The sequence below is a fragment of the Arthrobacter zhaoguopingii genome, from assembly GCF_009828595.1.
GTDB lineage: Bacteria > Actinomycetota > Actinomycetes > Actinomycetales > Micrococcaceae > Arthrobacter_D > Arthrobacter_D zhaoguopingii.
In genome coordinates this window covers 298,357-319,212 of the sequence record NZ_WPNY01000003.1, presented here as the reverse complement: position 1 = coordinate 319,212, position 20,856 = coordinate 298,357, and the positions used below count along the sequence as shown (strand labels likewise).

General features: G+C 66.6%; 18 protein-coding genes and 2 tRNA genes. 15 read left to right on the top strand and 5 right to left on the bottom strand.

Annotated elements, in window-relative coordinates; genetic code table 11:
* Positions 1-81 precede the first annotated feature (81 nt).
* Positions 82-219: a 50S ribosomal protein L34 gene (gene rpmH, locus GVV86_RS06145; RefSeq protein WP_055854070.1), complete on the bottom strand. Its 138-nt coding sequence runs from the start codon at positions 217-219 to the stop codon at positions 82-84.
* Between the two features lie 480 nt (positions 220-699).
* On the opposite strand from rpmH, the gene dnaA reads away from it, so the two are divergent.
* From dnaA to GVV86_RS06090, 12 genes are all read left to right on the top strand, one after another.
* On the top strand, positions 700-2,109 hold the full coding sequence (dnaA, locus tag GVV86_RS06140; RefSeq protein WP_159617501.1) for a chromosomal replication initiator protein DnaA: 1,410 nt from the start codon (positions 700-702) through the stop codon (positions 2,107-2,109).
* A 544-nt stretch (positions 2,110-2,653) separates the two neighbouring features.
* A complete protein-coding gene (gene dnaN / locus GVV86_RS06135; protein WP_120165921.1) occupies positions 2,654-3,778 on the top strand; it encodes a DNA polymerase III subunit beta in 1,125 nt (374 codons plus the stop codon).
* Positions 3,779-3,826: 48 nt separating this feature from the next.
* Positions 3,827-4,723, top strand: a complete 897-nt coding sequence (gene gnd / locus GVV86_RS06130; RefSeq protein WP_159802052.1) for a phosphogluconate dehydrogenase (NAD(+)-dependent, decarboxylating) — start codon at positions 3,827-3,829, stop codon at positions 4,721-4,723.
* A gap of 10 nt (positions 4,724-4,733) precedes the next feature.
* Entirely contained in the window at positions 4,734-5,918 is a 1,185-nt protein-coding gene (gene recF, locus GVV86_RS06125; protein ID WP_159802049.1) for a DNA replication/repair protein RecF, read from the top strand.
* A complete protein-coding gene (locus tag GVV86_RS06120; protein ID WP_159617387.1) occupies positions 5,902-6,555 on the top strand; it encodes a DciA family protein in 654 nt (217 codons plus the stop codon). The genes recF and GVV86_RS06120 overlap by 17 nt, the downstream gene beginning before the upstream one ends.
* Before the next feature lie 239 nt (positions 6,556-6,794).
* Positions 6,795-8,870, top strand: coding sequence for a DNA topoisomerase (ATP-hydrolyzing) subunit B (gyrB, locus tag GVV86_RS06115; RefSeq protein ID WP_159617386.1), 2,076 nt, complete (start codon positions 6,795-6,797; stop codon positions 8,868-8,870).
* A gap of 82 nt (positions 8,871-8,952) precedes the next feature.
* On the top strand, positions 8,953-11,610 hold the full coding sequence (gyrA, locus tag GVV86_RS06110) for a DNA gyrase subunit A (RefSeq protein ID WP_159802046.1): 2,658 nt from the start codon (positions 8,953-8,955) through the stop codon (positions 11,608-11,610).
* On the top strand, positions 11,607-12,134 hold the full coding sequence (locus GVV86_RS06105; RefSeq protein ID WP_159617384.1) for a DUF3566 domain-containing protein: 528 nt from the start codon (positions 11,607-11,609) through the stop codon (positions 12,132-12,134). Before gyrA ends, GVV86_RS06105 begins: the two co-directional genes overlap by 4 nt.
* An 85-nt stretch (positions 12,135-12,219) precedes the next feature.
* Positions 12,220-12,293 (top strand) — tRNA-Ile (locus tag GVV86_RS06100).
* Between the two features lie 37 nt (positions 12,294-12,330).
* Entirely contained in the window at positions 12,331-12,447 is a 117-nt protein-coding gene (locus GVV86_RS18545; RefSeq protein ID WP_210252841.1) for a DLW-39 family protein, read from the top strand.
* A 44-nt stretch (positions 12,448-12,491) separates the two neighbouring features.
* Positions 12,492-12,564 (top strand) — tRNA-Ala (locus tag GVV86_RS06095).
* A 124-nt stretch (positions 12,565-12,688) separates the two neighbouring features.
* Positions 12,689-13,603, top strand: a complete 915-nt coding sequence (locus tag GVV86_RS06090; RefSeq protein WP_159802043.1) for a DMT family transporter — start codon at positions 12,689-12,691, stop codon at positions 13,601-13,603.
* Positions 13,604-13,706: 103 nt separating this feature from the next.
* Here the strand turns inward: GVV86_RS06090 and GVV86_RS06085 are convergent, their stop codons facing one another.
* Positions 13,707-14,636, bottom strand: coding sequence for a hypothetical protein (locus tag GVV86_RS06085; RefSeq protein ID WP_159617380.1), 930 nt, complete (start codon positions 14,634-14,636; stop codon positions 13,707-13,709).
* Positions 14,637-14,757: 121 nt separating this feature from the next.
* Here GVV86_RS06085 and GVV86_RS06080 point away from each other — a divergent pair, with 121 nt between their 5' ends.
* Positions 14,758-15,300 (top strand): peptidylprolyl isomerase, encoded by a 543-nt coding sequence (locus tag GVV86_RS06080; protein ID WP_159617379.1) that lies wholly within the window; start codon positions 14,758-14,760, stop codon positions 15,298-15,300.
* Between the two features lie 5 nt (positions 15,301-15,305).
* Positions 15,306-16,175, top strand: a complete 870-nt coding sequence (locus GVV86_RS06075) for a rhomboid family intramembrane serine protease (protein WP_159617378.1) — start codon at positions 15,306-15,308, stop codon at positions 16,173-16,175.
* Positions 16,176-16,608: 433 nt separating this feature from the next.
* Here the strand turns inward: GVV86_RS06075 and GVV86_RS06070 are convergent, their stop codons facing one another.
* On the bottom strand, positions 16,609-17,628 hold the full coding sequence (locus GVV86_RS06070; protein ID WP_159802040.1) for an SDR family NAD(P)-dependent oxidoreductase: 1,020 nt from the start codon (positions 17,626-17,628) through the stop codon (positions 16,609-16,611).
* A gap of 15 nt (positions 17,629-17,643) precedes the next feature.
* On the bottom strand, positions 17,644-17,889 hold the full coding sequence (locus tag GVV86_RS06065) for a cell division protein CrgA (RefSeq protein WP_133404290.1): 246 nt from the start codon (positions 17,887-17,889) through the stop codon (positions 17,644-17,646).
* 271 nt (positions 17,890-18,160) lie between these two features.
* Between GVV86_RS06065 and GVV86_RS06060 the strand changes: the two genes are divergently transcribed.
* Complete coding sequence (locus GVV86_RS06060) at positions 18,161-18,805, top strand: anthranilate synthase component II (protein ID WP_159802037.1); 645 nt, start codon at positions 18,161-18,163, stop codon at positions 18,803-18,805.
* 106 nt (positions 18,806-18,911) lie between these two features.
* Here GVV86_RS06060 and pknB read toward each other — a convergent pair whose 3' ends face one another.
* Positions 18,912-20,843, bottom strand: a complete 1,932-nt coding sequence (gene pknB / locus GVV86_RS06055) for a Stk1 family PASTA domain-containing Ser/Thr kinase (protein WP_159802034.1) — start codon at positions 20,841-20,843, stop codon at positions 18,912-18,914.
* Positions 20,844-20,856 lie beyond the last annotated feature (13 nt).

Here is a 20,856-nt window from a genome sequence, read left to right as displayed (position 1 = left end):
CTGTGCCTTTCCTAAGGAACCGGAAAAGTATCGAACACCGCGCGATCCAGGCTGGGCTTCATCGCGGAAAGGGTTGTACCGCTATGCCGACAGTTCGGTGCGGCCCTTGCTGCGGCGTGCCGACAGAATGGCACGACCTGCGCGGGTACGCATGCGAAGGCGGAAACCGTGCTTTTTGGCACGACGGCGGTTATTCGGCTGAAAGGTCCGCTTGCTCACTGTGTTTACTCCAAGACGATCTTGAGATGCGTCCGGCCCATTGCAACAAGGGGGAAGAACAGACTGACGCGATTAAGGTGCACACCCGCAGAACGCTCGAAACGCCAGCACGCATCCGAGGCCTCTTACTACCCGGAACAGTCGTGATGGCATGCGAAATGCAGACATAAAGGACTACATAACGTTAGGCGACGGGACACAGCAGCGTCAAACCGGCCGGCGGCAGGGTCCATCCACTGCATCATCCACACCTGTGGACATCCGCCTGTGGACAATCACCGGCCTCCGGACGGCGCCGGGTAGCGCCGAAATGCCCCCGCACGCCGTCCTGGGCCCCACTTTGTCCACGGTTTGACCGCTATCTTCTGTAGTTTCCATCCTCTAGTCTTGGCAGGGCCGGTTTATCCACCATCTGTGTACAACCCTGTGGATTACGGCCATTTTCAGGTGCGGATTGTGAAGCTTTGAGGGGTATTAGTGGTGGAAACGGACGAGGTCAACGACGTCGGCAGCTCATGGCGGAAGGTGATCCGTACCCTCGAGCATGACGACCGCGTCACTCCGAGGCAGCGCGGATTCGTCGTTCTGGCCCAGGCCCAAGGGCTGATCGGCACCACGATGCTGGTCGCCGTCCCGAATGAACTGACCCGCGAGGTGCTCCAGACCCAGCTGAAGGCTGCTCTGGACGAAGCCCTGCACGAAGTGTTCAGGGAGGACATCCAGTGTGCGTTCGTCATCGACCCCGATCTCACTCCGGTCGCCGAGGAGGAGCCGGTTCCGGAAGCGGTGCCCTCCCCGGAGCAGCGGGAAGAACCGAAGCCTTCGCCGACGCCGCCGAGCAACTCCCATGAGTTCGGCCGCCTGAACCCCAAGTACATCTTCGATACCTTCGTCATCGGCTCCTCGAACCGGTTTGCCCACGCCGCCGCGGTCGCGGTCGCCGAGGCTCCCGCAAAGGCCTATAACCCGCTGTTCATCTACGGTGACTCGGGCCTTGGCAAGACCCACCTCCTCCACGCGATCGGCCACTATGCCCGGCATCTCTACACCGGCATCCGGGTGAGGTACGTGAACTCCGAGGAATTTACGAACGACTTCATCAACTCGATCCGCGACGACGAGGGCACGAGCTTCAAGCAGACCTACCGCAATGTGGACATCCTGCTCATCGATGACATCCAGTTCCTCTCCGGTAAGGACCGGACACAGGAGGAGTTCTTCCACACCTTCAATGCGCTGCACAACCACAACAAGCAGGTGGTGATCACCTCGGACCTGCCGCCGAAGCAGCTTTCAGGCTTCGAGGAGCGCATGCGGTCCCGGTTCGAGTGGGGCCTGCTCACCGATATCCAGCCTCCTGAACTCGAAACCCGTATCGCCATCCTGCGCAAGAAGGCGATCAGCGACAGCCTGAGCGCACCCGATGACGTCCTTGAGTACATCGCGTCCAAGATCGCAACGAACATCCGGGAACTCGAGGGGGCCCTGATCCGGGTCACCGCTTTCGCGAGCCTGAACCGGCAGCCGGTCGACGTAAACCTGGCCGAGATCGTTCTCAAGGACCTGATCTCCGATGACGGTGCGCAGGAGATCACCTCGACGGTGATCATGGCCCAGACCGCTGACTACTTCCAGATCAGCCTCGAAGAGCTGTGCAGCAAGTCCCGCACCCGCACTCTGGTGACGGCCCGGCAGATCGCCATGTACCTCTGCCGGGAACTGACCGACATGTCCCTGCCCAAGATCGGCCAGGAACTCGGTGGCCGTGATCACACCACGGTCATCCATGCCGACCGCAAGATCCGCGAGCTCATGGCCGAGCGCCGGGCCATCTTCAACCAGGTGACCGAGCTGACAAACCGCATCAAACACAAGCAGCGGGAAGCCTGAGACCGCCCGGTCGGGCGACCACCGACCGGGCGGGAAATTAACAGCTGTGGACACAGCTGTGGATAACCCCCGGAACAACCTGCCGAAACCTGAGGAAAACCCCTACCTGCCCTGTGGATCCGCTAAATTACAAGGATTTTCCCCACAGGGGCGGCTTCCGGGGCGCCCTGTGGACGCACAGCTTGTCCACAGGGCAGATCCGCGGATTGCAGGCGGCGGGTGGACTTATCCACAGTTTCCACAGCAGTTATTAACACTACGAACCTTAAACTTCAAAAAGTTCTTCAGATAACACTCTCGTGTTCCTGCACCCCGGTCCGACCTCGGATCCGGGCCCTCCCCGGTCGTGCCGGCCGGTGCCAGCCGTTCCGAACGGCACCCATCCACGGGACCCGGCGGCTCAGGCTAAGCTGTGTTCCAAGCAGGGTTGGGGTCAACGGTGCCCTCCCGGATTCTCTTTCCGCACAGACACCGGACCCCGCCCACGTACGTCCATGTCGGTGGTTGTACTCGAGAGGTACTTTGTGAAAGGCGGCTTCCTTCCGTGAAATTCAGAGTTGAGCGGGACGTTCTCGCGGAGGCTGTCTCCTGGACAGCGCGCTCCCTTTCCCCGCGCCCACCTGTTCCCGTGCTGGCAGGGCTGCTCATCAAGGCCGAGGGCGGAGCCCTCTCCCTCGCGAGCTTCGACTATGAGATTTCGGCGCGTCTCGAGATCCCCGCCGACATCAGCGAGGAAGGGACCATCCTCGTTTCCGGGCGGCTTCTCGCCGATATCTGCCGCAGCCTGCCCTCGGCACCGGTTGAGGTGGCCACTGACGGATCGAAAGTCACCCTGACCTGCCGCAACAGCCGGTTCAATTTGGCCACCATGCCCGAAGGTGAATACCCCGAGCTGCCGAAGCTCCCCGCCGTCAGCGGCGTCGTCGATGGTGATGCCTTCGCCCAGGCCGTCTCCCAGGTGATCATCGCCGCCAGCCGCGACGACACCCTGCCCATCCTCACCGGCGTCCGGATGGAGATCGAAGACGACCTCATCACGCTCCTGGCCACCGACCGGTACCGGCTGGCCCTGCGCGAAGTGTCCTGGAAGCCTTCCACACCGGGCATCTCCACGAGCGCCCTGGTCAAGGCCAAGACCCTCAACGAGGTAGCCAAGACCCTCGGCGGCGCCGGCGACCTGAACATCGCCTTCTCGGATGACAGCGAACTGATCGGGTTCGAAAGCGGCGGCCGGCGGACCACCTCGCTGCTGGTCGATGGGGATTACCCGAAGATCCGGTCCCTGTTCCCCGAAACCACGCCGATCCACGCGACTGTCGAAACCAGTGCCCTGGTCGAGGCCGTGCGGCGTGTGTCGCTGGTGGCCGAGCGGAACACCCCGGTTCGGCTGGCCTTTACCCAGGGCCAGGTGGCCCTCGACGCCGGCACCGGCGAGGACGCCCAGGCCTCCGAAGCCATCGAGGCGACCCTTGACGGCGACGACATCACCGTCGCGTTCAACCCGCAGTACCTCAGCGAAGGCCTCGGGGCCTTCCCCAGCAAGTTCGTGCGCTTTTCGTTCACGTCCCCGCCCAAACCGGCTGTCATGTCGGCACAGGAGGAAGCCACAGGCGAGGACCGGGAAGACTACCGGTATCTCCTGATGCCCGTTCGGCTTCCGAACCAGTAAGCACCGGCGCTACGCCGGCCGACCCCCACGGTAGAAAGAGTAAACGCAATGCATATTGGCCTCATCGGACTAGGCAAAATGGGCTTCAACATGAGGGAGCGGCTGCGCCGTGGGGGCGTGACGGTCACCGGATTCGATCGGAATCCGGACCTGACCGATGTGTCCTCCCTGGATGAGCTGATTGCCGCGGTCCCTGCCCCCCGCATCATCTGGGTGATGGTCCCCGCCGGAGCCGTGACCGACAGCGTCATCCGCGAACTGGCGGGCTCCCTGCAGGAAGGCGACCTCGTTATCGACGGCGGCAATTCCCGCTTCACCGACGACCAGACCCACGGTGCCCTCCTCGCCGAGCACGGTATCTCCTTCCTCGACTGCGGCGTCTCGGGCGGCGTATGGGGCCTCGCGAACGGCTACGGCCTGATGGTCGGCGGCAACGACGCTGAAGTCAGCCGGGCCATGCCGATCTTCGATGCTCTCCGGCCCGAGGGCGAGCGGCATGAAAGCTTCGTCCACGTCGGAGACATCGGCGCCGGACACTACGCCAAAATGGTCCACAACGGCATCGAATATGGGCTCATGCAGGCCTACGCCGAAGGGTATGAACTCCTCCAGGCCAAAGACATCATCAAGGACGTGCCCGGAACCTTTACCGCCTGGCAGAAGGGCACCGTCGTCCGGTCCTGGCTGCTTGACCTGATGGTGAATGCGCTGCAGGACGACCCCGACCTGGCCAAGGTGGCCGGGTATGTCGAGGATTCCGGCGAGGGACGCTGGACCGTCGAGGAATCGATCGCCAACGCTGTGCCCACCCCTGCGATCACGGCCTCGGTCTTCGCCCGCTTCGCCTCGCGGCAGGACGACTCCCCGGCGATGAAGATGGTCGCGGCTCTCCGGAACCAGTTCGGTGGACACGCGGTACGCCCGGCCCGCCAGGATCCCGCCTGAGCGGGGGACGGTGTACATAGAGCACCTTTCGCTCACCGACTTCCGCAGCTACCACCAGCTCGACACCGGGCTGGCCCCCGGTGTGACGGTGTTCGTCGGACCCAACGGTGTGGGGAAGACGAACATCGTCGAGGCCGTCGGGTACCTCGCATCCCTCTCCTCGCACCGGGTCAGCACCGACAAGCCCCTCATCGGTTTCTCCGCTGAAAGGGCCCTGGTGCGGGGGAAGCTTGTCCGCGGGGTGCAGCGGACGAGCGTCGAGGTGGAGATCAACGCCGCCGGCGCCAACCGCGCCCGGATCAACCGGGCGAACCCGGTCCGGGCGCGGGCGGCCGCTGGCATCCTCAAGACCGTGCTTTTCGCGCCCGAGGACCTCGCCCTCGTCAAGGGCGATCCGGCCGTCCGGCGGCGCTACCTCGACGAGGTCCTCGTGACGCTGCTTCCGCACCAGGCCGCCCTGCGCGCCGATTACGAGCGGGTCCTCAAGCAGCGCAACGCGCTGTTGAAATCCGCCCGGGCGGCCGGGCGGTTCTCCGGAGCACACGAGGCAACCCTCGAAGTGTGGGATCAGCACCTCGCCGAAACCGGGGCACGCCTCCTTTCCGCACGGCTGGGCCTCGTCGAAAGGCTCCAGCCGCACCTGGCCCTGGCCTACGCGCAGCTGACCGACGGTTCGAAGGAGGCATCGGCGGGCTACCGCGCCACGGTGACGGGCCTGTTCGACGACGAGGATCCGGACGCCGCCGGGGAGCGCGCCGGGGAACTTCACGGCGCGGATCACGCGGAGTTGACCGAACGTTTCCTCGAGGCGCTGGTACAGCACCGGAAGAAGGAGCTCGACCGGGGCATTTCTCTGGTAGGACCGCACCGCGATGAGCTGGGCCTCATGCTGGGACCCGCCCCGGCGAAGGGATACGCCTCCCACGGGGAAACCTGGTCGATGGCCCTGGCGCTGCGCCTTGCCTCCTACTACCTGCTCAATGAGGAGGACCAGACCCCCGGGGCGACCCCCGTGCTGATCCTTGACGATGTCTTCGCGGAGCTGGACACTCAGCGGAGGAGAAAACTTGCGAAGATCGTCTCCGGCGCGGAGCAGGTGCTTGTCACCGCTGCCGTTTCCGGGGACATTCCGGAGGAGCTGGCAGGGCGGCAGCTCCGCGTCGTTCCTGGAGGAATCGATGCCGAGGCAGGCTGACGGATCGGGCAGCGGACCCACAGGACCGAACGCCGGGGGCACTCCCGCGGACGGGGTGGACGAGGGCGCCGGCCCCGAGCCCGGTTCTCCGGGTACTGCACCCGGCCGGGCCCCGGCCGGGGACGGCGGGCTTCCCGCCGGCGTCGAGCAGAATGCGCCGGAAGCGCTGCTGAACCGGCTTCGGGATGCCTCCCAGTCCCGCGGTACACCACGGGTGCCGGTCGGCCGCCGCGCGCCGGCGGCCTCCCGGCGCCGCTACTCCCCGGCCCCGGTCTACGGCGGGCGGGATCCCGAAGGCCTCGGGAAGGTGTTCAACAAACTGCTCGCCGAACGCGGCTGGAACTCGCCCGTCGCCGTGGGGTCGGTACTGGCGCGCTGGACCGAGCTTGTGGGTTCGGAAATCGCCTCACACTGCCATCCTGAGAGTTTCGACGGGACTACGGTGCTCGTCCGCTGCGACTCCACCGCCTGGGCCACCCAGCTCCGGCTGATCAGCCCGGACCTGCTGCGCAGGTTCGACGCCGAGCTTGGACCCAAGGTGGTCACCCGCATCTCGGTGGTGGGACCGGCGGGCCCGAGCTGGCGCAAGGGCGGACGCTCGGTGAAGGGCCGCGGCCCGCGCGACACCTACGGGTGACCGGCGTCACCGCCGACCGGGCGGGCGGCCGATTCCGGCCCGGTCCGGAAATCGCGTGAGCGGCGGATAGAGGTCCCGGGAGCCTTTCCGACGTATACGGCCCCCACCGGCGTCCTGCTGTTGGCTTAAAAGCGCCATTCTTGGCCGCGGGAGGCGGGTCCGTGCGGGATTGAGCCCTGCCGCAGGGTAGAATAAAGAAGTTTCCCCCGCATAACCACATTGAGGAGTCGACTGCGCCTGTGGCAAACGAGAACGAGTTGAACGCTAGCGATGTCAAAATTGGGGTTGGCGAGTCTCCCGCCCTCTCGGCAGCGACCTCCCACAGCTACGGCGCCAGCGATATCACGGTGCTCGAAGGCCTTGAGGCGGTACGGAAACGCCCAGGCATGTACATCGGGTCGACAGGCCCCCGCGGGCTCCACCACCTTGTATATGAGGTGGTGGACAACTCCGTCGATGAAGCGCTTGCCGGTCATGCCGACACCATCGAGGTGACCCTCCTCGCGGACGGCGGGGTGCGCGTGATCGACAACGGCCGCGGCATCCCCGTGGACATGCACCCCACCGAGGGCCGGCCCACCGTGGAGGTCGTCATGACCATCCTCCACGCGGGCGGGAAGTTCGGCGGCGGCGGCTACGCGGTCTCCGGCGGTCTTCACGGCGTGGGCATCTCGGTGGTCAACGCCCTCTCGAAGCAGGTCGAGACCGAGGTGCGGCGCCAGGGCTTCGTGTGGCGGCAGTCCTTCGCCGACGGCGGCAAGCCGGTCGGCGAGCTCCGCCGGGGCGAGGAAACCTCGGAGACCGGAACCACCCAGACCTTCTACCCGGACGAGACGATCTTCGAATCCGTTGAGTTCGACTACGAGACGCTGCGCGCACGGTTCCAGCAGATGGCCTTCCTCAACAAGGGACTGCGCATCACCCTGCTCGACGAGCGGGCCGACATCGAGACCGACGAGATCACCGAGCACCACGAGCCCGGCGAAGCGCCGGTGGATGACACCCCCAAGCACCGCCAGGTCGAGTACCTCTACGAGAACGGGCTGCTCGACTACGTCCGGCACCTGAACTCCTCGAAGCGGGTCGAGGTGATCCACGAGGACATCATCGGGTTCGAGACCGAGGACACCGACCGCAAGATCGCCGTCGAGGTCGCCCTGCAGTGGACCACCGCCTACTCGGAGAGCGTCCATACCTACGCCAACACGATCAACACCCATGAGGGCGGAACCCACGAAGAGGGATTCCGGGCCGCCATGACGACGCTGATCAACAAGTACGCGCGCGACAAGAACATCATCAAGGAAAAAGACGACAACCTGACCGGCGACGACATCCGCGAGGGCCTGACCGCCGTCATTTCCGTCAAGCTCACCGAACCGCAGTTCGAAGGCCAGACCAAGACCAAGCTGGGCAACTCCGAGGCCAAGGGCTTCGTCCAGCGGGTCGTCACCGACCAGCTCGGTGACTGGCTGGAGCGGAACCCCGGGCCCGCCCGAGATGTCATCCGCAAATCCATTCAGGCCGCCCAGGCCCGCCTGGCCGCCCGAAAGGCCCGCGAGTCAACCCGCCGCAAGGGCCTGCTCGAGTCCGGGGGCATGCCGGGCAAGCTCAAGGACTGCCAGTCGAAGGATCCGGCCAAGTCCGAGATCTACATTGTGGAGGGCGACTCGGCAGGCGGATCGGCCGTCCGCGGGCGCAACCCCGAAACCCAGGCGATCCTTCCGCTGCGCGGCAAGATCCTCAACGTCGAGCGGGCCCGTCTCGACCGGGCGCTGGGCAACAGCGAAGTCCAGGCCATGATCACGGCCTTCGGCGCCGGCATCGGCGAGGATTTCGATGTCGCGAAGGCCCGGTACCACAAGATCGTCCTGATGGCCGATGCCGACGTTGACGGTCAGCACATCACCACGCTGCTGCTGACCCTGCTCTTCCGCTACATGCGTCCGCTGATCGAGAGCGGATTCGTGTACCTGGCGCAGCCGCCGCTCTACCGGATCAAGTGGTCCAACGCCCCGCACGCCTATGTCTACAGCGACAAGGAACGCGACGAGACGATCCGGCGGGGTCTTGCTAACAACCTGCGCCTGCCCAAGGACAACGGGATCCAGCGATACAAGGGCCTCGGTGAGATGGACTACACCGAACTGTGGGAAACCACGATGGACCCCGACCGCCGCACGCTGCTCCAGGTCACCATGGACGACGCCGCCGCTGCCGACCAGGTCTTCTCGGTGCTGATGGGCGAGGACGTCGAATCCCGCCGGAACTTCATTCAGCAGAACGCCAAGGACGTGCGCTTCCTGGACATCTAGGGATCCACCGGATGCCGGTTCGTTCCGGTGCCCGGTGCCCCCTGTCCGCGGTGCAAATTTGAACGAAATGGAATAAGGACTTATGAGCGAGACGCCGAATGACGGAACCGCACCCGACGAGATCCTGGCCGGGGAGGTGCTGACCGACCGCGTTGAACAGGTCGACCTGCAGACCGAAATGCAGCGGTCCTACCTTGACTACGCCATGGCCGTCATCATCGGCCGCGCCCTTCCCGACGTGCGGGACGGGCTGAAGCCGGTCCACCGCCGGGTGCTCTATGCCATGTTCGACGGCGGGTACCGCCCAGAGCGTTCCTTCAACAAGTGCGCACGCGTCGTCGGCGAGGTCATGGGCCAGTACCACCCGCACGGCGACGGCGCGATCTACGATGCGCTGGTGCGCCTCATCCAGGACTGGACGATGCGCTACCCGCTCGCCCTGGGCCAGGGCAACTTCGGGTCCCCGGGCAATGACGGTGCGGCCGCCCCGCGGTACACCGAGACCAAGATGGCTCCGCTCGCCATGGAGATGGTCCGGGACATCGACGAGGAAACCGTCGATTTCCAGGACAACTACGACGGCAAGAACCAGGAACCGACAATCCTGCCGTCCCGCTTCCCCAACCTACTGGTCAACGGCTCCTCGGGCATCGCGGTGGGCATGGCCACCAACATCCCGCCGCACAACCTGCGCGAGGTGGCCGACGGCGTCCAGTGGTACCTGCAGCATCCGGAGGCCTCCAAGGAGGAGCTGCTCGAGGCGCTGATCGTGCGGATCAAGGGCCCTGACTTCCCCACCGGCGCCCAGATCCTCGGGCACCGGGGCATCGAGGATGCCTACCGCACCGGCCGCGGGTCGATCACCATGCGCGCCGTGGTCAATGTCGAGGAGATCCAGGGCCGCACCTGCCTGGTGGTCACTGAGCTTCCGTACCAGGCAAACCCTGACAACCTGGCGATCAAGATCGCCGACCTGGTCAAGGACGGCAAGATCAGCGGCATCGCCGACCTGCGCGATGAGACCTCCGGCCGCACCGGGCAGCGCCTGGTGATCGTGCTCAAGCGCGACGCCGTGGCGAAGGTCGTGCTGAACAACCTGTACAAGCACACCCAGCTGCAGGACAACTTCAGCGCCAACATGCTCGCCATCGTCGACAACGTGCCGCGCACCCTGAGCCTCGATGCGTTCATCCGGCACTGGGTGACCCACCAGCTCGAAGTGATCGTCCGGCGCACCCGGTACCGCCTCCGCAAGGCGGAGGAGGCGGCCCACATCCTGCGCGGCTACCTCAAGGCGCTCGACGCCCTTGACGAGGTCATCGCCCTGATCCGCGCCTCCCAGACGGTGGAGGACGCCCGGGGTGGACTGATGACCCTGCTGTCCATCGACGAGGTCCAGGCCGCGGCCATCCTGAACATGCAGCTGCGCCGCCTGGCCGCCCTGGAGCGGCAGAAGATCCAGGACGAGCACGACAAGCTCGAGCGGGAGATCACCGAGTACCAGCGGATCCTCGCCTCCCCGGAAATCCAGCGCTCCATCGTCTCGACCGAGCTCCAGGAGATCGTCGACCGGCACGGCGACGACCGCCGCACCGAGATCCTCATGGGCTACGACGGCGACATGAGCATGGAGGACCTCATCCCCGAGGAGGAGATGGTCGTCACCATCACCCGCGGTGGGTACGTCAAGCGCACCCGCAGTGACAACTACCGCCAGCAGGCACGCGGCGGCAAGGGCATCCGCGGTGCGCAGCTGCGCGGCGACGACGTCGTTGAGCACTTCTTCGTCACCACCACCCACCACTGGCTGCTCTTCTTCACCAACCTCGGGCGGGTCTACCGGGCGAAGGCCTACGAACTGGTCGAGGCCGCCCGGGACGCGAAGGGTCAGCACGTGGCGAACCTGCTGGCTTTCCAGCCCGATGAGACCATCGCCCAGGTCCTCGACCTGCGCGACTACCAGCAGGCCCCGTACCTGGTCCTTGCCACCAAGCGCGGCCTGATGAAGAAGACGAGGCTCGAGGACTACGACACCAACCGTTCGGCCGGCGTCATCGCGATCAACCTGCGCGACGGCGACGAGCTGGTCTCGGCCCAGCTGGTCTCCGAGTCAGATGACCTGATGCTCGTCTCCCGCAAGGGGCAGTCGCTGCGCTTCACCGCCACCGACGAGGCGCTGCGCCCCATGGGCCGGGCCACCTCGGGTGTGACCGGCATGAAGTTCAGGGCCGACGACGAACTGCTTGCCGCCGCCGTGGTCAGCGACGACTCCTTCGTCTTCATTGTCACCGAGGGCGGTTTCGCCAAGCGGACCAAGGTCGACGAGTACCGTGTCCAGGGGCGCGGCGGGCTGGGCATCAAGGTGGCCAAGCTCGCGGAGGAGCGCGGTGACCTCGTCGGCGCGCTCGTCGTCCAGGAGAGCGACGAGGTGCTAGTGGTGATGGAGGGCGGGAAGGTCGTCCGTTCGGCGGTCACCGGCGTCCCGGCCAAGGGCCGCGACACCATGGGCGTCATCTTCGCCAAGCCGGACAAGAAGGACCGTATTATCGGGGTGGCGCGCAACAGCGAGCGTTCGATGGCCGTTGATGATGACGCGGTCGAGGAAGCACAGATCCTTGAGGTCGGGCCGGACGGCACGGTGGGCGGCGCTTCGTCGACGGACGCCGATGAAGTACCGTTGTCGACAGATGAAACGGCTGAGCTCGATGCTGAGTCGCCGGAATACGGAGGTAGCGAGTGAGCTCGGCCAACACAAACCCGCGGTCCAGCGGAACGGTGCGTTCGTCTGGAAGCGGTCCGCGGGTCAATGCGCCGGCCCGCCCGGCGCAGCGGCCCTCGGCGGGACAGCCGGCCAGACCGGGGACCCGGCCCGGACTGGTGAAGCCGGCCCCGAAGGCCAAGGCGCGCAAGGCGCGGCTTTTGGTGAGCAAGGTCGACCCCTGGTCGGTGCTGAAGATGGCCTTCCTCCTGTCGGTCGCCCTGGGCATCGTCACGGTGGTCGCCGCCATCGTCATCTGGACCGTCCTGGACCTCACCGGCATCTTCGACGGGGTCAACGACCTGCTGCGTGAGATCGCAGGCACCGAGAGCGGCGGCTTCGACCTGCGGCAGTTCGCGTCGCTGGGACAGGTTGTGTCCTTCGCCACCATCATCGCCGTCGTCAATGTGGTCCTGCTGACGGCCCTGGCGATGCTTTCGGCCGTGTTGTACAACATTTCCTCCGCCCTTGTCGGCGGCATCGGCGTCACCCTCACCGACGACTAGGGTTTCGGGCATCGGGCCGGGGGCGGCGATTTGAGGTTTGCCGAGTTCCTGCTGTAAAGTCGTATCTCGGCCCGATGAGGTATCGGGGCGTATAGCTCAGGCGGTTAGAGCGCTTCGCTGATAACGAAGAGGTCCCAGGTTCAAGTCCTGGTACGCCCACGGATCCACCACTGCAGGTGACTGCTAGGAGACGAATGTGAAGAAGTTGCTGATTGCCGCAGCTGCTGCAGCAGGCGTCTTGGTCTACAAGCGGTGGCAGGATTCAGAGAAGGAAAAGGCAGTCTGGAGCAAGGCGACCGACGAGGTCGGTTAGTTCCGGGCCGCAGCGGTTCGAACGAACCGGCTGAGGCTCACCACGGGGGCATGGCGCAATTGGTAGCGCACCTGCTTTGCAAGCAGGGGGTTCGGGGTTCGAGTCCCCGTGCCTCCACCGAGGAGAAAACCCCGGTCCACGGACCGGGGTTTTCTCTGTCTCCGGCCGCCGTACCTCCCTCCCTCCCGCTTCCGTCCCGCCTCCGTGCCGTGGAATCCTTTGGCTGCCATAGGGTTGCAGGGTGATCATTTTCCTCTCGGTGCTCGGCGTCCTCGGTGTGTCGGCGTCCGGCCCCATCATGGCCGCCACCGCGGCGCCGGCCCTCGCCATCGCGTTCTGGCGCAACCTGATCGGCGCATTGATCATGGGAGGGCCCGCAGCCGTCTCGAAGCGCGCGGAGTTCCGCGCCCTGGGCCGCTCGGACCTCCGCAGCCTCTTAACCGCGGCGACGGCCCTGGCCCTCCACTTCGCCTGCTTCATCACCTCGCTCAAGCTGACGTCGGTCGCCGCGGCGACCGCCCTGGTCTGTCTCCAGGTGGCCTGGATCGCCCTGTTCAACGCCGTCCGCGGGTCGCGTCCACCGGCCGTGGTGGTCACCGGGCTCACCATCGCTTTCGCCGGCGTCGTCGTCATCACCGGATTTGACCTGCAGCTCTCCGGTCAGGCAATCCTCGGTGACGTCCTCGCCCTGGCCGGGGGTGCCCTCGCCGGGATCTACCAGATGGCCGGGGCGACGGCCCGGCGGACCATGTCCACCGGGACGTACACCACCCTCTGCTACGGCGGGTGCGCCGTTCTCCTGCTCCTGCTGTGCCTGCTGTTCCGCCAGCCGCTCACCGGATTCTCACCGGCGGCCTGGCTCGGGATCCTCGGGGTGACCCTCGTCGCCCAGATCATGGGCCACAGCGTGTTCAACCACCTGCTGGCCGTGATGAGCCCGCTGGTGATCTCGATGATCATCCTCCTCGAAATTCCCGGTGCGGCACTGCTTGCCGCCGTCTTCCTCGATGAGCAGCTCCCGGCGGGAACCTACGCGGGGCTGCTGCTGATTCTGGTTGGCCTCGCCGTCGTGGTCCGCGGCCAGGCCCGCACGCGTCCGGCGGGCCGCGCGGCCGCCCGTCCGGTCGAGGCACCGCCGGCGCTCGGCGGAGACTGAGGCCGCAGGCCAGGAGGCGGTAACCAGCGGGTTAAACCAAAAAGAGCGGGAAGGGCGGCCGGTATCCGGCTGCCCTTCCCGCTCCCGCGGGACCGTTGGGGTCCTAGCTGGTGGCGTCGTTCGGCTTCGCGGCGTGCTTGGCCGTATCGGAGAGATCGACGGGAGCGTCATTGACCTTCTTGTTAGCGGCCTTTGCCTGCTCAGATGCGGCCGTCAGGTCCGGCCCCGAGGTTCCGGTTCCGGTGGTGGTGGCCGTCGTGGTGGTCGCCGTTGCCGTGGTCGGAGTGACCGGCGTCGTCGTGGTCGACGGCGGGGTGGCGCTTTGGGTCACCGGAGCCGGCGTCTTCCACGGGTCCTCGACTGGCTTGGAGGCCCGCCAGGCGGCGACGCCGGCGGTGACCGCCGCAGCGATGATTCCGACGATCAGCCAGCCCTTGCCCTTCTTGGCCTGCTCCTGCTGGCGCTTCTTCAGCTCCTTCGAGGCCTGCAGACCGGCTGCAACGAAGGCCTTCTGGGCGTTGCGCGCTGCCTTCTTGTCGCCGGTCACGCGGGTGACCATGGAGGCGACGGACGGCGGGATTGTGGCGCCCGCAACCGAGCGGGACGCCGAATCGGCCGCCTCGCCGAGCTTGTAGGACAGGGCGGGGATGTAGCCGTCAACGACCTTCCCCTTGGCCGAGGTGAGGGCGGGACCGGCCTTGCCCAGGGTTTCCTGAACCCGTGGGGTGGTCGTGTCGATGACCTGGGTGATGCGGGGGCCGACCTGGTCCAGTCGCTCCTGGATCAGCGGGCTGACCGTGGCGTATCTGGTGGACACCCCGGTGGCGGCCTTCCTCATGCTCTCCTGAATCATCGGAGAGGCCGTCTGCACCCCCTTGTCCCAACGGGGCTTCGTCCAGCCGTAGGCGGCGCCGACATAGGGGATTGCCCAGCCACGGGCGGCCGCGATGCCCGCCAGAACGCCTTCTTCGAATCCGGGCGCGGTCTTTTCGTTCTTCTTCACAAGTACCTCCAGGAGATCGTGACTCGTCATGGTCAGCCTACGTGCTATCTGCAGGCCTTGCTATTCATCCCTCAGGTTCGCAGGGTTTTCACTGTGCGCGGAATGCCTCGCTCCCAGATTTTTGGCGGGCACCCCGTGAAAGAATGGGCCCATGACTGCTATTCCAACCGCAAAGGCCACCATCCACACCAACCACGGCGACATCGCTGTCAATCTTTTTGGCAACCACGCGCCGAAGACGGTGAAGAACTTCGTGGGCCTCGCCACGGGCGAGATCACCTGGACCCACCCGCAGACGGGCGAGGAAACCTCGAAGCCGCTGTACGACGGAACCATCTTCCACCGCATCATCAAGGACTTCATGATCCAGGGCGGGGATCCGCTGGGCCAGGGCATCGGCGGCCCGGGATACAAGTTCGACGACGAGATCCACCCCGAGCTCGACTTCAACGAGCCCTACAAGCTGGCCATGGCGAACGCCGGGATCCAGGGCGGACGCGGAACGAACGGGTCACAGTTCTTCATCACCTCGGTGCCCACCGGCTGGCTGCAGGGCAAGCACACCATTTTCGGTGACGTCACCGACGAGGCTTCTCGGAAGGTCGTGGACAAGCTGAACGCGATCGGCACCGATATGCGCGACAAGCCCCTCGAGGACGTCGTCATCAGCAGCATCACCGTAGAGCAGCTCTAGACTCCGTGTCCTACGGAGTCCCCGCGGGCAGTCCGTCGCAGGAGGCGCCGGTCTGCCCGCGGCACCCCGACCGCATCAGCTATGTTCGGTGCCAGCGGTGCGGCAGGCCGGCGTGCCCGGAGTGCCAGCGCCAGGCCGCCGTGGGCATCCAGTGTGTGGACTGCATCGCAGAACAGGCACGCAACACCCCCAGGACCACCACCGCCTTCGGCGGCGCAGCGACCTCGGGGCGGCCGGTGGTCACCCTCGTCCTTATCGGCGCCTGTGTCCTGTTGTTCCTGCTCCAGATGGCCGTCCCCGGCCTGACCGCGGCGCTGCAGTATGCCCCGCTGTACACCGCGGGGTATGCCGGGACCATTGAGGCCGAGCCGTGGCGGATGTTCACCGCCGCGTTCCTTCACTCGCCCAATTTCCTGCTCCACATCGCCTTCAATATGTATGCCTTGTGGATTCTGGGCCAGTCGCTGGAGCCGGCGCTCGGGCGCGCCCGTTTCCTGGCTCTGTATCTGCTCTCCGCCCTGGGCGGCTCCGTGGGGGTCCTGCTGCTGAGCAACCCGTTCCAGCCGGTCGTCGGAGCCTCCGGCGCGGTCTTCGGCCTCTTCGGCGCCCTCTTCGTCATTCAGAAGAAGCGGGGCGGGGACGTCCGCCAGATCCTCGTCCTCATCGCCGTCAACGGGGTGCTGGGCTTCGTCGTGCCAGGCATCGCCTGGCAGGCCCACCTGGGCGGCTTGCTGACCGGGGCCGCCGTTGCGGCCGTGCTGGCCTATGTGCCCCGCGGCCGGATGCGCCCGGCACTTCAGTGGAGCGGAGTGGGAGCGGTGACGGCTCTCCTCGCCGTGCTGACGTTCCTCGGATCGGCCCTCATCACGGTGTAGGCGGCATCGACAGCTGTGTACAACGAACCGGTAAGGGATCCGGCGGCCGCTCAGGCCGCCGGATCCCTTCGCTTTATCCACAGGGTTTATCCACACCGGGGAAAACTTACACACATGTAATTCCACAGATGTGGATAACAATGGGGCGGCACTCGGCCGATCGGGAGGATTTTCCCCCAATCTTCTCCACACCTGTGGATAACTTAGTGCACAACGTGTGTACAGGGAATATTGGGACAAATGTGGCTGCTGTCGCTGACGGTCCCGGGCCGGGTTTCCCCATGCCCCACGATCTGTTCACAGCGGCCTCCTCGGGGCCGCCATCCCTGATCGGGCGCTCCCGAGCGGACTGCGCTCCCGGCACCCTGGTCGGGTGCTCCCTGGCGGACCGCGCTCCCGGCACTCTGGAGGCCGGTGCTGTGGAGACGGGGCTTCAGACCCCGGTCCCGCGCCGTGGAGCCGGTTCTCCGGCGCCTGCATGCGATGGGCGGGACTTCCGCCGACGGGCAGACCGTAGGCCGTATGGCCAGGACCGCAGGGCGCCTGCGGTCCGCCACCCGCCGGTCACGCGGTTGGTCGAGGGGTCGGGCGCGAAGACCGTCCCGGCGGCCGGGGAGGTCGACCCCCGGCGGAGGGCCAGGATGTCCATCAGGGGGTGGATGCAGCGCGCATAGAGGCCCGGGAGGAAGGCGGAAAGTGGGATAGCGGCGCCCTGGAGGCGTCCCACCACCCGGACCGGCCTCGGACGGCGCACGGTGCGTACGATGGCGCGGGCGACGCGTTCGGGGGCAACCACCGGAGGAAGGGGGTGGATCTCCCTGCCGGTGTAGTTCGCGGCATGCTGGTAGATGGGTGTGTCGATGGTGGCCGGCAGGACGGCGCAGATGGAAATCTGCGGAGCGTCCCGGTATTCGTGCCTCAGCACCTCGGCGAAGCCGAGCAGTCCGAACTTGCCCGTGACATACGGAGAGATATAGGGGGCGGAGACCTTGGAGAACACCGACCCCACGAGGACGAGGGTGCCGCGGCCCCGTGCGCGGAAGTGTGGAAGGACGGCGCGGGCCCCATGCACCTGTCCAAAGAGTGTGGTCTCGACGATGCGGCGGAAGACGGCTGACGGGGTGTCCTCGAAGGTCCCGTAGCTGTAGGAGGACGCGCACCCGATCCAGGCGTCGACGCGCCCGTAGGCGCGCAGGGCCGCCTCCATCAGGGCCTCGACGTCGGCCTCACGGGTCACGTCGGTAGGAACGGCCACGGCCCGCGCGCCGAGCGCGGTGCACTCGGCGACGACGTCTCCGAGGCTTTCGGGCGCGCGGGAGGCGAGGACGAGCCGGGCGCCGTTTCCGGCCAAGGCGTGGGCTGTGGCGCGGCCGATCCCGCTTGAGGCTCCGGTGATGACGACGACGTCCCCGGGCGCGGGCGTCCCCTCAGGAGGGCCGGCGCGCGTCCCCACCGGGCATCGGCTCCGTCAGCGCCAGCGCGTGGTCATCAGGAACCCGACAATCGCGATGCCGAAGCCGGCGACGATGTTCAGTCCTTCCCAGGACCGCACGGGCAGGGTGCCTTCGGAGATGTAGTAGACGATGATCCACAGCAGGCCAAGGATCATCAGCCCGAACATGACCGGCTTGTACCAGACCGGGTTGGGCTTGGGCTCCGCTGCGACAGCAGTCCTGGCCGGTGCGGTCTTCCTGCGGGGCTTTGACTCGGGCACTTATCCTCCTTGACGGGCCGGGCGGGAACGGCCGGCCTTCAATGGCGCGGCGGGGCCGCCCAACGATTTTCCGCGCCGACTCCTGCGGACTCCGGCGCGGGCACGGTTCCTGCTGTCGATTCTAACCAAGAAACCAGCGGCAGGGACGGGGACTGCAGGACCGGCACCGGAGGATCCGCCCAGCACCCCGTCCCACCGCCCCGATGCTGTCGGAAGCCCCGCGCGGTGACACAATTGGATCCATCACCCAAAAACGATTGGCATTTGTGAAATGGCTGATTCAGTCCGGATTCTCGTCGTCGACAACTACGACAGCTTCGTCTACACCCTCGTGGGGTACCTTCAGGAACTCGGGGCGGAGACCACCGTCGTGAGGAACGACGACGTCACGCTCGCCGAAGCCGCGGCCCTCGCCGAGAGCCGCGACGGCGTGCTGGTGTCCCCCGGCCCCGGCACACCCGCCGACGCCGGCGTCATCGTTGACCTCATCCGCTGGTGCGGGGACCATGCGAAGCCGATGCTCGGGGTCTGCTTGGGCCATCAGGCCCTCGCCGAGGCCTACGGGGGCACGGTGACCCACGCACCGGAACTGATGCACGGCAAGACCTCGCTCGTCGAGCACACCTCCGGGAGCGTGTTCGCAGGCCTCCCGTCGCCCCTGACCGCCACCCGCTATCACTCGCTGGCGGCCGTCAGCGACGACCTTCCGGCCGAACTCGAGGTGACGGCCCGCACTGCCAGCGGAATCATCATGGGCCTTGAGCATCGGACCGCACCGCTGTGCGGGGTGCAGTTCCACCCGGAGTCCGTCCTCACCGAGGGTGGCTACCAGATGCTCGGCACCTGGCTCGAGTCCCTGGGCCTTGAGGGCGCGGCGGCGACGGCCGCCACGCTCAGTCCGCTGATCTCCCGCTGACCGTCCCCGCTGGCCCGCTGACTTTCCCTGCTGGCCGGGTCGACCCGGGTCGGTGCCCGTGCGCCAGGGATCCGGGATTTCCCCCGACTCCGGTTTCGGGGTCGGGTCAGGGCTCGTCGGGCTTGGGCGAGGGCTTATCGCTTGGCTTTCCCCCACCCGGAGGGCGGGGTTCGGTCTCGGGTTCGGTCTCGGGGGCGGACGGCGGAGGCGTCGGATCCTCGGTCGGCTCCGGCGCACGCGAAACGGTGAGGACGATTTCGGTCCCCTGGTTCACCTCGGAGGCCGCTGGTGAGCTCTGTTCCAGGACCGTGCCGGGCTCCGAATCCTTGTCCTCGGCGAACTCCACCCGGAAGGGCAGCTTCACCGCGGGATCGGCCAAGGCAGCTTTGGCCTCGGCCTCGGTCAGCCCGATGAGCTGTGGAACGCCCACCCTGCCGTTGGAGAGTACGAGGTTCACCGCGCTGCCGGCGGGAACGGACTGCCCGGCCTGCGGGTCCGTGGAGACCACGCGGCCCTGCGGCACGTCGGGGCTCGGCGTCTCGGTGATCTCCCCGCCCTTGAGGCCGACCGCCTCAAGAGCCTCACGGGCCGAGGACTCGGTCAGGTTGGCGAGGCCCTCGGGTACGGCGATATTGGCCGGACCCTTGGAAATCGAGATGGTCACCCGGGACTTGGCTTCGACCTGCGCGCCGGCGGCCGGGTCGGAGTCGATGACCAGCCCTGCCTCCGTCGTGGCATGGAAGCGTTCTTCGACGATCGGAATGAGGTCGGCTTCATAGAGGGTCGCGACCCCGTCGGCCTCGGTCATGCTGGCCACAGCGGGAACCTCGATCCGGGGTGGAGCCTCCGGCTCCGACCTGCCGACAGAGTAGAGAAGGGCATACCCGGCCGCGAGAACCACAAGCACCGCGGCCAGGACCCACACCACGATCCAGGCCCGGCGGTGTGAGCTCCGGTGGCCCTCGTCGTCATAGTCCTCCCGGGGCGCCGGAAGCAGGTCCTCCTCCCGGTGGGTCAGGGCGGCGAGCGAAGAGGCACCGGAGGAGGGCACCTTCTCCATCGTGCGCGTCGCGGGAGACCCGTCCGCCTCAGTTGGAAAAGTCACTGCCGCTGCCGGCACCATCCGGGTCGCAGGCTCTACGGTCGCCAGAGCCTGGGTGGGCAGCGACCCGGTATCGCTGAAGACCTTGCCGCGGCGGGCATCCTCAAGGGCGGCCGCGAAGGAGGCGGCGTCCTGGAATCGATCCTCGCGGTCCTTCGCCAGGGCCTTGGCCAGCACCGAGTCGAGGGCCGGACTGACCTGTGGATTGAAGCTGCTGGCCGGTTTGGGTTCCTCCCGCACGTGCTGGTACGCCACCGACACCGGGCTGTCGCCGACAAAGGGAGGCCTCCCGGCCACCAGCTCGTACAGCAGGCACCCGGCCGAGTAGAGATCGCTGCGGGCATCGACGGTCTCGCCCCGGGCCTGCTCGGGCGAAAGGTACTGGGCCGTGCCCACTACGGCCTGGGTCTGCGTCATGGTTGCCGCCGAGTCGGCGATCGCCCGCGCGATGCCGAAGTCCATGACCTTCACGCGGCCTTCGGGGGTCACCATGACATTGGCGGGCTTGATGTCCCGGTGGACGATCCCGGCGCGGTGGCTGTACTCAAGCGCGGAGAGCACACCGGCCAGGTACCGCACGGCATCCTGCTCGTTCAGCTCCCCGGACCTCACCAGGTCCCGCAGGGTGCGGCCTTCCACGTACTCCATCACAATGAACGGCACCCGCACCTCGTGATCGGGCCGGTCGGGGATCTCCTCCTCGCCCGTGTCGTAGACGGCAACAATATTGGGGTTGTTCAGCCCCGCCACCGCCTGCGCTTCCCTGCGGAACCGTGACTGGAACAGCGGGTCCCGGGCGAGGTCCTTGCGCAGGACCTTGATGGCGACCGACCGCCCGAGCCGGATGTCCCGGCCGAGGTGGACGTCGGCCATACCGCCCCGCCCGATCAGGTGCAGGACCTCGTACCGGCCGTTGAGGACACGCTCAGCCGTCATCGGGATTCCCTCC

Coding starts and splice junctions, on each gene's coding strand:
- gnd (WP_159802052.1), top strand. CDS start 3,827: ATGCATATTGGCCTCATCGGACTAGGCAAAATGGGCTTCAACATGAGG.
- GVV86_RS06120 (WP_159617387.1), top strand. CDS start 5,902: ATGCCGAGGCAGGCTGACGGATCGGGCAGCGGACCCACAGGACCGAAC.
- gyrA (WP_159802046.1), top strand. CDS start 8,953: ATGAGCGAGACGCCGAATGACGGAACCGCACCCGACGAGATCCTGGCC.
- GVV86_RS06085 (WP_159617380.1), bottom strand. CDS start 14,636: ATGACGAGTCACGATCTCCTGGAGGTACTTGTGAAGAAGAACGAAAAG.
- GVV86_RS06080 (WP_159617379.1), top strand. CDS start 14,758: ATGACTGCTATTCCAACCGCAAAGGCCACCATCCACACCAACCACGGC.
- GVV86_RS06060 (WP_159802037.1), top strand. CDS start 18,161: ATGGCTGATTCAGTCCGGATTCTCGTCGTCGACAACTACGACAGCTTC.
- pknB (WP_159802034.1), bottom strand. CDS start 20,843: ATGACGGCTGAGCGTGTCCTCAACGGCCGGTACGAGGTCCTGCACCTG.